10 protein-coding genes are annotated in these 10,415 nt (G+C 72.3%); 5 read left to right on the forward strand and 5 right to left on the reverse strand.

What is annotated here, in order from left to right; all coding sequences use genetic code 11:
• Positions 1-11 precede the first annotated feature (11 nt).
• On the reverse strand, positions 12-743 hold the full coding sequence (locus E1200_RS25925; RefSeq protein WP_131954687.1) for an isocitrate lyase/phosphoenolpyruvate mutase family protein: 732 nt from the start codon (positions 741-743) through the stop codon (positions 12-14).
• Positions 744-861: 118 nt separating this feature from the next.
• Between E1200_RS25925 and E1200_RS25930 the strand changes: the two genes are divergently transcribed.
• The 3 genes from E1200_RS25930 (at position 862) to E1200_RS25940 (ending at position 4,329) form a co-directional block, all read left to right on the forward strand.
• On the forward strand, positions 862-1,890 hold the full coding sequence (locus E1200_RS25930; RefSeq protein ID WP_131954688.1) for an alpha/beta hydrolase-fold protein: 1,029 nt from the start codon (positions 862-864) through the stop codon (positions 1,888-1,890).
• A 375-nt stretch (positions 1,891-2,265) separates the two neighbouring features.
• A complete protein-coding gene (locus E1200_RS25935; RefSeq protein WP_131954689.1) occupies positions 2,266-3,798 on the forward strand; it encodes a M28 family metallopeptidase in 1,533 nt (510 codons plus the stop codon).
• 312 nt (positions 3,799-4,110) lie between these two features.
• Complete coding sequence (locus E1200_RS25940; protein ID WP_131954690.1) at positions 4,111-4,329, forward strand: DUF2277 domain-containing protein; 219 nt, start codon at positions 4,111-4,113, stop codon at positions 4,327-4,329.
• Here the strand turns inward: E1200_RS25940 and E1200_RS25945 are convergent.
• Both E1200_RS25945 and E1200_RS25950 read right to left on the reverse strand, forming a co-directional pair.
• Positions 4,326-5,345, reverse strand: a complete 1,020-nt coding sequence (locus tag E1200_RS25945) for an aspartate-semialdehyde dehydrogenase (RefSeq protein WP_131954691.1) — start codon at positions 5,343-5,345, stop codon at positions 4,326-4,328. The two genes, E1200_RS25940 and E1200_RS25945, sit on opposite strands and share 4 nt — an antisense overlap.
• A gap of 98 nt (positions 5,346-5,443) precedes the next feature.
• Complete coding sequence (locus tag E1200_RS25950) at positions 5,444-6,595, reverse strand: acyl-CoA dehydrogenase family protein (RefSeq protein WP_131954692.1); 1,152 nt, start codon at positions 6,593-6,595, stop codon at positions 5,444-5,446.
• Positions 6,596-6,739: 144 nt separating this feature from the next.
• Between E1200_RS25950 and E1200_RS25955 the strand changes: the two genes are divergently transcribed.
• Positions 6,740-7,066, forward strand: a complete 327-nt coding sequence (locus E1200_RS25955) for a PspC domain-containing protein (protein WP_131954693.1) — start codon at positions 6,740-6,742, stop codon at positions 7,064-7,066.
• 12 nt (positions 7,067-7,078) lie between these two features.
• On the opposite strand, the gene E1200_RS25960 is transcribed toward E1200_RS25955, so the two are convergent.
• Both E1200_RS25960 and E1200_RS25965 read right to left on the reverse strand, forming a co-directional pair.
• The gene (locus E1200_RS25960; RefSeq protein WP_131954694.1) at positions 7,079-8,419 is read right to left on the reverse strand and encodes an MFS transporter; all 1,341 of its coding nucleotides are present in this window, start codon (positions 8,417-8,419) and stop codon (positions 7,079-7,081) included.
• A 95-nt stretch (positions 8,420-8,514) separates the two neighbouring features.
• The gene (locus E1200_RS25965) at positions 8,515-8,856 is read right to left on the reverse strand and encodes a metallopeptidase family protein (RefSeq protein ID WP_131954695.1); all 342 of its coding nucleotides are present in this window, start codon (positions 8,854-8,856) and stop codon (positions 8,515-8,517) included.
• Positions 8,857-8,888: 32 nt separating this feature from the next.
• On the opposite strand from E1200_RS25965, the gene E1200_RS25970 reads away from it, so the two are divergent.
• A partial coding sequence (locus E1200_RS25970) for a metallophosphoesterase (RefSeq protein WP_243708835.1) occupies positions 8,889-10,415 on the forward strand: 1,527 nt, incomplete at its 3' end.

The following is a 10,415-nucleotide window of genomic DNA, read 5'->3' on the forward strand; positions in this document are numbered from 1 at the left end:
GGCTCACATAATCACGCATAGGGGTCCTCGCGGGCCAGGACCCGGGTCGCGAACTCCTTCAGCGTCTCCAGCGTGCGGCGGTGGGGCACCGGGCCGTAGGACACGCGGGCGACGCCCGCGGCGGCCAGGTCCGCGAGGGGCGAGCCGGGGAAGGCGTTGGCGTTGACCGGCCCCGGCAGCCCCTTGACCAGGGCCGGGACGGCGTCCAGCGGCGCCGTGATCGGGTAGACGCAGTCGGCGCCGGCCTCCAGGTAGCGGCGGCCCCGCGCGATCGCGGCGTCCAGCGGGTCCGGGGCCCCGTTGATGAACGTGTCGACCCGCGCGTTGATCACCAGGGCGTCGCCCGCGGCCTCCCGGACCGCGGCGAGGAACTCGGCCTGCGCCTCCGGCTCGGCGAGCTCCCCGGCGTAGGTGTCCTCCAGGTTGCAGCCCGCGGCGCCGATGCCGAGGAGTCGTTCGACCAGCTCGGCGGGCTGCAGCCCGTAGCCCGCCTCGGCGTCCACGGTCACCGGGACGGACGCGGCGCGGATGACGCGGCCGGCCGCGGCGAACATCTCCTCGGCGGGCGCGCCCTCCCCGTCCGGGTAGCCGAGCATGGCGGAGACGGCGGCGGAAGCGGTGGCGAGCGCGGGGAAGCCGGCCTCCTGGACGGTGCGGGCGCTCGCGGCGTCCCACACGTTCGGCAGCAGCAGCGGATCGCCGGGACGGTGCAGCTCACGGAGGCGGCGGGCGTTCTCGGTCATCAGGGTCTCCTTCCCCGTCTCCGGCACGACGCGGCCGGCTCCCGGATTGTGACACCCGTTCCGGCCGGCGGCGGCCTGGGTTAGCGTCAGGTGATCAAGTACCGAAGAGGGAGGGCGCATGCTGCCGTGGTCCGCCGAGTTCGCCGGGCGCCTGGAAGAGCACGTGATCAGCAGCGAGCTGCTGCGCGACAACCCGCTGAAGGATCCGCACGAGCGTCCCGTCCTGGTGTACATCCCGCCCGGTTACGACGACGAGCCGGAACGCCGCTACCCCAGCGTCTACGTCATCACCGGGTTCACCGGGCACGTCGGCATCTGGCGCAACCGCACCCCCTACCGGCAGCCCTTCCCCGAGACGGCCGACGCCGTGTTCGCGTCCGGGGAGGCCCCGCCCGCGATCGTGGTGTTCGTCGACGCGTGGACGGCGCACGGCGGCAGCCAGTACGTCGACTCACCCGGCACGGGCCGCTACCACTCCTACATCTGCGACGAGGTCGTCCCGTGGGTGGACGGGCGCTACCGCACGCTCGACGCGCCCGAGCACCGGGCCATCAGCGGCAAGTCCAGCGGCGGCTACGGCGCGATGATCACGCCGATGCTGCGTCCCGACCTGTTCGGGGCGCTCGCGACGCACGCGGGCGACGCCCTGTTCGAGTACTGCTACCTGACCGAGTTCCCCAAGTGCGTCCGGCACCTGCGCAAGTACGGCGGCGACATCTGGCGCTGGTGGGACGACTTCAACGGCCGCGTGGCGTTCACCAAACCCGAGGACATGGAGCTGCTCAACATCCTCGGCATGGCGGTCTGCTACTCGGCGCGCGACGACGGCACGCCCGAGCTGCCGTTCGACCCGGTCACCGGCGTGCTCCGGCCGGACGTGTGGAAGCGCTGGCTGGCATGGGACCCGGTGCGGATGGTGCCGGCCCACGCCGAGGCGATGCGCGCGCAGCGGGCGATCTGGATCGACGGCGGGACGCGCGACGAGTGGTACCTGGACGTCGGCGCGCAGGCGTTCCACCGGGCCCTCCTGGACGCGGGCGTGCGCGAGGACGTGATCCACTTCGAGCTGTTCGACGCGGGCCACGGCGGCATCGACTACCGGTACCCGATCGCCCTCGCCTGGCTGTGCCGCATGATCTCCCCCTGACCCGGGAGGGGCGGCGGCGAACGCCCGTCCCGCGACGAGGGTTCCCGACCGAACGGGCCGGGCCGGTGCGACCGGCCCGGCCTTTTCGCGCTGCTCGCCCCCCGCCTTCCGGGTTTTCATTCAACACCCGCGGCGAACTGAAAATCCAATCTGAATAGGAATTATTGACACTTTTCATTAGGAGGAGTGCAATTCGGGGCAGCGCGTCCGGATGGGCATAGTCGTCGTCGTGGCGGCCGACGGCGAACCGCCGACCCCATCGGGGCCGGCCTCGACAACGTCCGGATCGCCGCTGTCCCGACCGCCCCCCGCCCGCGGCCCGTGACGGGGCCCGCTCCCCCGTCACGGGCCGCGTCCCCACCAGGAGGAGACACCATGAGATCACGCAAGACGGTCGCGCTCGGGGCGGCCGCCCTGCTCGTCGCCGCCTTCCTGCCCGGCGCCGCCTCGGCGGCGCCCGCCGCGCCCGCCGCCGCGGCCCTGGCCGCGCCCGACATCCCGATCGCGAACGTCAAGGCGCACCTGACCCAGTTCCAGAACATCGCCAACGCCAACGGCGGCAACCGCGCGCACGGCCGCCCCGGCTACCGCGCGTCCCTCGATTACGTGAAAGCAAGGCTGGACGCCGCCGGCTACCAGACCACCATCCAGTCGTTCACCTACCGCAGCGCCACCGGCTACAACCTGATCGCCGACTGGCCGGGCGGCGACACCGGCAACGTCCTGATGGTCGGCGGCCACCTCGACGGCGTCACCGCGGGCCCCGGCATCAACGACAACGGGTCCGGCTCCGCCGCGATCCTGGAGACCGCCCTCGCCGTCGCCCGCACCGGTTACCAGCCCGACCGGCACCTGCGCTTCGCCTGGTGGGGCGCCGAGGAGCTCGGCCTGATCGGCTCGACGCACTATGTCAACAACCTGCCGTCCGCCGAGCGGTCGCGGATCGGCGGCTACCTCAACTTCGACATGATCGGCTCGCCCAACGCGGGCTACTTCGCCTACGACGGCGACGGGTCCAGCGGCAGCGGCGGCCCCGCCGGCTCCGCCGAGATCGAGCGGGTGCTGCGCAGCCACTTCACCTCGATCAACGTGCCGGTCCAGGACACCGCGTTCGACGGACGCTCCGACTACGGCCCGTTCATCCGCGTCGGCATCCCCGCCGGCGGGCTCTTCACGGGCGCGGAGGGACGCAAGACCACCCAGCAGGCGCAGCTGTGGGGCGGCCAGGCCGGGGTGGCGTTCGACCGCTGCTACCACGCCTCCTGCGACACCCTGACCAACATCAACGACACCGCCCTGGACCGCAACGCCGACGCCATCGCCCACGCCGTGTGGACGCTCGGCGGCGAGGGCGGCACACAGGAACCGCCGGGGGACGTCGTCTACTCCGACGACCTGGAGACCGACACCGGCTGGACGGCGAACCCGGGCGGCACCGACACCGCGACCAGCGGCAGGTGGGAGCGCGGCACCCCGCAGCCGACGAGCTACTCGGGCACCGCCCTCCAGCTCGCCGCGGCGAACGGCGGCGGCGCCCTGACCACCGGCGCCGCCGCGGGCTCCGACGCCGGGGCGAACGACCTCGACGGCGGCACCAGCAGCATCCGGTCGGGCCAGATCGCCCTCCCGGCGGGCACCCGGACCCTGTCGTTCTCCTGGTACCTCGCCCACCTGAACAACAGCTCGTCGGCCGACCACCTGCGGGTGTCGGTCGTGGGGCCGAACGGGTCCACGACCGTCTTGAATCAGCCGGGCGCCGCGAGCAACCGGGCGGGCACCTGGCGGACGCACGAGGCCGACGTCTCCGCGTACGCCGGGCAGACCGTCCGGATCCTCGTGGAGGCCGCCGACGCCGGGACCGCCAGCCTCGTCGAGGCGGGCGTCGACGGCATCGCGTTCAGCACCTGATCAGCGCAGCTCATCGGCCGGTTTCAGTTTTTCAACCGGCACCGTTCAGTCCCGTTGAAAATCCAGTGGCGGCTTGATCCGTTGACACCGTCCGGCCGCCGCGATGCAATTTTGGACAGCCCACCCCACCCCCCAGGGCTGACCGCTGGCGGATGCACGGGACGAATCTCGGCCCGGCCCGTGCATCCGCCACGCACCGGGGACCCCGCCCCCCGCCCGGGCCCTTGTGCCGCGGCTCCGGCCGAGGCGCAAGGGCCCCTTGCGTCGCCCGTGGGGCGAAGGAACGTCGGAGGCGGGGGGCACACTGGAAGCATGTGCCGAAGCATCAAGACGCTCCGTCCGCCGTACTCGGAGGACGTGACCGATGACGACGTGCGGGCGGCGGCGCTGCAGTACGTCCGCAAGATCTCGGGGTTCCGCGCCCCCGCGTCCCACAACGCGGAGGCGTTCGACCGCGCCGTCGAGGAGATCGCGCGCAGCACCGCCGCCCTCCTGGACTCCCTGGAGGTCCGGGGCGGCCGCGCGAGTTAGGCGTTGGCCAGCAGCTCCGCGATCTGCACGGTGTTCAGCGCCGCGCCCTTGCGGAGGTTGTCGCCGGAGCAGAACAGCGCCAGGCCGTTGTCGACGGTCTCGTCGCGGCGGATGCGGCCGACGTAGGTCGGGTCCTGGCCCGCGGCCTCCAGCGGGGTCGGGACGTCCGACAGCGCCACGCCGGGCGCGCCGGCCAGCAGCTCGGCGGCCCGCTCGGGGCTGATCGGGCGCTCGAACCGCGCGTTGATCTGCAGCGAGTGGCCGGTGAACACGGGAACGCGGACGCAGGTGCCCGAGACCTTCAGCCCCGGGATCTCCAGGATCTTGCGGCTCTCGTTGCGGAGCTTCTGCTCCTCGTCGGTCTCGGCGAGGCCGTCGTCCACGATCGCCCCGGCCATCGGCAGGACGTTGAACGCGATCGGCCGCACGTACACCGACGACTCGGGGAACTCCAGCGCGGAGCCCGAGTGGGTGAGCTTGTCGGCGCCCTGCACGACCTTCGACGTCTGCTCGTGCAGCTCGGCGACGCCGGCGAGGCCGCTGCCGGACACGGCCTGGTAGGTGGACACGACCATGGCCGCCAGGCCCGCCTCGTCGTGCAGCGGCCGCAGCACGGGCATGGCCGCCATCGTGGTGCAGTTCGGGTTGGCGATGATGCCCTTGGGGCGGTTCGCGGCGGCGTGCGGGTTGACCTCGGCGACGACGAGCGGCACGTCCGGGTCCAGGCGCCAGCCGGACGAGTTGTCGATCACGACGGCGCCGGCCTCGGCGACCTTCGGGGCCAGTGCCTTCGAGGTGGTCTTGCCCGCGGAGAACAGCGCGACGTCCAGGCCGGAGTAGTCGGCGGCCGCCGCGTCCTCGACGGTGATCTCGGTGCCGTTCCACGGCAGCTTGCGGCCCGCCGACCGGGCCGAGGCGAACAGCCGCAGCTCGTCGACGGGAAAAGCGCGTTCGGCCAGGATTTCGAGCATCTTGGCCCCGACCTGTCCGGTGGCCCCGACGATGCCGACTCTCATGCCGCTCCCTCTGGGTTGATCGCTTGACCTGGCGAGTCTGCCCAGCTCCGTGGCCGGGCGTCCACTGAGTAACCCTACGCGGAGGGGTCCAGTGCCGCTTAACGGAAGGCGTCCAGCCCGGTCACCGCCTTCCCGAGCGTGAGCAGGTGCACCTCCTGCGTCCCCTCGTAGGTCAGGACGCTCTCCAAGTTGTTCATGTGCCGGATGACGGGATATTCGAGGGTGATCCCGTTGGCGCCGAGGACCGTGCGGGCCTGCCGCGCGACGTCGAGGGCGGCGCGGACGTTGGCGAGCTTGCCGAACGAGACCTGCTGCGGGGTGGCGCTCCCCTCGTCCTTGCGGCGCCCGATGTGCAGCGCGACGAGGCCGGCCTGCCCCAGCGCGACCTCCATCCAGGCGAGCTTCTCCTGCGTGAGCTGGAACGACCCGATGGGCCTGCCGAACTGCTCGCGGGTCTTGGCGTACTCGACCGCCGCCTCGTAGCAGGAGCGTCCGGCGCCGACCGCGCCCCACACGATGCCGTAACGGGCCTCCGACAGGCAGCCGAGCGGCCCCCGGAGGCCCTGCGCGCCGGGGAGCATGGCGTCCGCGGGGACGCGCACGTCCTCCAGCACGAGCTCGGACGTGATCGACGCCCGCAGCGACATCTTCCGGTGGATGTCACCGGTCGTGAAGCCGGGCGTGCCCTTCGGGACGAGGAAACCGCGGATGCCGTCGTCGGCCTGCGCCCAGACGACCGCGACGTCGGCCGCCGACCCGTTCGTGATCCACATCTTGGCGCCGTTCAGGACCCAGTCGGCCCCGTCGCGGCGGGCGCGGGTCAGCATGTCGCCGGGGTCGGAGCCGCGGTCGGGCTCGGTCAGCCCGAAGCAGCCGATCAGCTCCCCCGCCGCCATCCCCGGCAGCCACCGCTCCTTCTGCTCCTCCGACCCGTACCGGTGGATCGCCGTCATCGCCAGCGAGCCCTGCACGGACACGCAGCTGCGCAGGCCCGAGTCGGCGGCCTCCAGCTCGCGGCACGCCACCCCGTACGCGACGGCGCTCATCCCCGCGCAGCCGTAGCCCTCCAGGTGCATCCCGAGAAGCCCGAGCTTGCCCAGCTCGGGGGCGATCTCGCGGACGGGGAACGTCCCGTTCTCGAACCATTCCGGCACGTGCGGGACGACCCGTTCCGCCACGAACGTCCGCACGGTGTCGCGGACCATCCGCTCCTCGTCGGTGAGCTGGTCGTCGATCCGCAGCACGTCCATCGGGGCCCTACCCTCCTCGCGCGGAGCTGTTCCGCCCCCGAGCGTACGTCGGGGCCTCCGCCGGGCACGGGCAGGGGTTCGCTCAGGGGCGTATCAGGGCGAATCCGGATGTCAGAGACGCTCCTGGCTGGGCATGATCGAGGCATGGACATGGAGAAGAACACCAACGGAACCGCCCAGAAGCAGCTGCGCCGCACCCACGACGGCCGGATGGTCGCCGGCGTCTGCTCCGGCGCCGGGCACTACCTCGGCATCGACGCCAACATCGTCCGCCTCGGACTCGCCGTCTTCACCCTGTTCGGCGGGGCCGGCATCGCCCTCTACGTGATCGCGTGGCTGCTCATGCCGGAGGAGGGCGCCGCGACGTCGATCGCGGAGGACCTGTTCAAGAAGGCCGGCGACTCCCCGACCGTCCAGGACGCCGTGCAGAAGTCCAAGAACGCCTTCAACAAGGACCGCACGAACGCCTAGGACCACGACCGCCTAGGACGCGGACGCCGAGCTGCCGACGCCGCTGGTCAGGTCGCCGCCCGTGTGGGACGCGGTGACCACCACCGGCCGGCCGGGGGGCCGCCCGTCGATCACGTCGGCGCGTACCCGGTTCCACACGAGCGTCAGGACGGCGGCGGCCGACAGCCCCAGCACGCCGGCGAGGGCGACCACCGTCTCCGGCCCGAGCACCTGCGTCGCCGCGCCGCCGACGAGGATGCCGACGCCCTGGCCGGCGAGGATGCCGGACTGCGCGAGGCCGAACGCCTGCCCCCGTCCCGCCGCCGGTACCGCGGTCACGAACGCGGCGTTCGCCGCGAGCTGGTAGGCGCTGCCGACGCCGGACAGCGCCCACAGCGCGACGACGCCCCACAGCGGCGGATGCGCGCCCGCGCCGATCAGCGGGAGGCAGGCGAGCATCGACATCCACCCCATCGCGCGCAGCCGGTTCGTGGGCCGCACGAACCGGCTGAACAGGAACGCGCCGATGACCATCCCCGTCGGCATCGCCGACAGCAGCAGGCCGACCGTGACCGCGTCCCCGCCGAACGTCGCCGCGTACGGCGCGGCGAGGCCCTCGGGGACCACGTAGAACGCGCACAGCCACGCGAACAGCACCAGCGACCTCAGCACCGGGTCGCCGAACACCAGCCGCGCGCCGTCCCGCGTCCCGCGCCACAGGCCGAGCGAGTCGCCGGCGCTCCGCCGCTTCGGCGCCGGCCGCCGCCGCACCCCGCCGATCAGCATGAGGGCGGACACACCGAACGTCAGCGCGTTCAGGGCCAGGGCCTCGTGCGTCCCGACCACGGCGACGACCGCGCCGCCCGCCAGGAACCCCAGCATCTGCGTGCCCTGGTGGGTGATGTTGTTGATCGCCGTCCCGGCCACGAACCGGTCGCCCTCCAGGATGTCCGGCAGGACGGCGGCGCGCGCCGCGGAGAACGGCGCGCCGAGCAGGACCGTCAGGAACACCAGCGCCGACAGCGCGCCGACCGGCATCGGCACCACCGCCATCACCGCGACCAGCGCCGCCCGCAGCACATCGCTGACGATCATGACGGTGCGGCGCGGGAACAGGTCGGCGAGCCCGGCCAGTACCGGCCCGCCCACGATCGGCGGGATGTACGTCAGCGCGTACACCAGCGCGGTCAGCAGCGGCGACCCCGTGTTGTCGTACACGAGCACGGCCAGCGCCACCTGCGCCAACTGATCACCGACGAACGACAGCGCCTGCGCCAGCCAGAGGGCACGGAACTCACCCACCGCGAACACCTCGCGGTAGGTCGCCTGCTCCTCCGGCGGGCGGCGATGCCGGCCGGTCTGCCTTCCCGCCACGCACGCTCCAGTTCAGCCCGCCCTGTGTTGGGCGACCCCCCTATTAACTCACGCTGCGTGGCAGTCGCGTGACCTACAGTGCGCAATCCCCGGGGTCAGTATCCGAGCTCGTGTAGCCTCCGGTCATCGATCCCGAAATGGTGAGCGATCTCATGAACCACGGTGATCCGCACCTCTTCGACCACGTCGTCCGGGGTGTCACAGATTTCGAGGATCTCTCGCCGGTAGATCGAAATGTGATCGGGCAGGACGCCCGCGTACCAGTCGCCGCGCTCCGTGAGGGGTACGCCCTGGTACAACCCGAGCAGGCCGCGTTCGGGCGCCTCGTCCTCGACGACGATGACGACGTTGCGCATGTGGGCGGTCAACTCGGGTGGGATGGTGTCGAGGGCCTCGCCCACCAGATCCTCGAACTCGTCCCGCGACAACTCGATCACACTGGCCATCCTGCCCGACAGAAGGGGAACACGTGCCAAAGGTCCGCGCCGCGCTGACCAACGCCCTCACGCCCCTGCGCCTCCGCGCCACCCGCGCCCGCGGCGCCCTCCGCGACCGCACCGCCCCCTTGACCCGCCGCGTCCGCCCGGTCGTCACGGGCCGCACGTCCCGCGTCCTCCTCGTGGTCGCCGTCGGCCTCGCCGCGGGCTACGGCGGCCTCCTCCTCGGCGGACGCACCGTCGCCCCGGTCGGCCCCACGGACGTCCAGCTCACCCTCCGCCCGTCCCTGCACGGCGGGACGACCCTCGAACTGCCTCCCCTCGGCTCGCTCCAGCTCGACACCCACTGGGGCCCCGTCTCCCTCCAGGCGAGCCTCACCGACGTCCGCCCGGAGCAGGCCCAGAAACTCATCGAGGACGACGCGGAGGTCGACCGGCTCACCGACCGGATCACCGAGCAGATCCGCGACGGCATCGTCACCGTCCTCGTCCGCGCCGCCCTCGTCGCCCTCCTCGCCGGCTTCCTCACCGGCCTGGTCGTCTTCCGCTCCTGGCGCCGCGCCCTCCTCGGCATGGCCTCCACCGCCGTCGGCCTGTTCGGCGTCACCCTCCTGACCTGGGCGACGTTCAACCCCCACTCGATCGCCGAACCCCGCTACACCGGCCTGCTCGCCAACGCCCCCCAGATCGTCGGCGACGCCCGCAGCATCGTCGAACGCTTCTCCGAATACCGCGCCCAGCTCGCCCGCCTCGTCGGCAACGTCTCCGAGCTCTACACCACCACCTCGACCCTGCCGACCTACGAGCCCGACCCGTCCACCCTCCGCGTCCTGCACGTCTCCGACATCCACCTCAACCCGGCCGCCTGGAACGTCATCAAGTCCGTCACCACCCAGTTCAAGGTCGACCTGATCATCGACACCGGCGACCTCATGGACCACGGCAGCGCCGCCGAGGACCGCTTCGCCGACGACATCGCCGACCTGAAGGTCCCCTACGTCTACGTCCGCGGCAACCACGACTCCGAGGGCACCGAGGAGGCCGTCGCCGCCCAGGAGAACGCCGTCGTCCTCGACAACGAGACCCGCGAGGTCGCGGGCCTGCGCATCTACGGCGTCGGCGACCCCCGCTACACCCCCGACAAGAGCACCCGCGACGACTTCACCGGCGCCGACCAGATCCGCGCCGAGGGCCTCCGCCTCGCCGCCGAACTCCGCGCATCCGGCACCACCCCCGACATCGTCGCCACCCACGACCCCACCGAGGGCGAGGCGTTCTCCGGCATCACCCCCCTCGTCCTCGCCGGCCACGCCCACGCCCGCTCCACCGAACTCCTCCCCACCGGCACCCGCGTGTTCGTCCAGGGCTCCACCGGCGGCGCCGGCCTCCGCGGCCTCGAACACGAAGAACCGACCCCGATCGAACTCTCCGTCCTCTACTTCAGCCGCGCCACCAACCGCCTCCAGGGCTGGGACGACCTCCGCCTGGGCGGCCTCGGCCTCACCTCGGCCCAGATCGAACGCCACCTGGAACCCGACCCGGACCGCACCATCGACCCC

The organism is Actinomadura sp. GC306 (assembly GCF_004348665.1).
Taxonomy (GTDB): Bacteria; Actinomycetota; Actinomycetes; order Streptosporangiales; family Streptosporangiaceae; genus Spirillospora.

Excerpts from the sequence above, each read along its gene's own strand:
- E1200_RS25935 (WP_131954689.1), top strand. The coding sequence starts at position 2,266 with ATGAGATCACGCAAGACGGTCGCGCTCGGGGCGGCCGCCCTGCTCGTC.
- E1200_RS25945 (WP_131954691.1), bottom strand. The coding sequence starts at position 5,345 with ATGAGAGTCGGCATCGTCGGGGCCACCGGACAGGTCGGGGCCAAGATG.
- E1200_RS25940 (WP_131954690.1), top strand. The coding sequence starts at position 4,111 with ATGTGCCGAAGCATCAAGACGCTCCGTCCGCCGTACTCGGAGGACGTG.
- E1200_RS25950 (WP_131954692.1), bottom strand. The coding sequence starts at position 6,595 with ATGGACGTGCTGCGGATCGACGACCAGCTCACCGACGAGGAGCGGATG.
- E1200_RS25930 (WP_131954688.1), top strand. The coding sequence starts at position 862 with ATGCTGCCGTGGTCCGCCGAGTTCGCCGGGCGCCTGGAAGAGCACGTG.
- E1200_RS25955 (WP_131954693.1), top strand. The coding sequence starts at position 6,740 with ATGGACATGGAGAAGAACACCAACGGAACCGCCCAGAAGCAGCTGCGC.
- E1200_RS25925 (WP_131954687.1), bottom strand. The coding sequence starts at position 743 with ATGACCGAGAACGCCCGCCGCCTCCGTGAGCTGCACCGTCCCGGCGAT.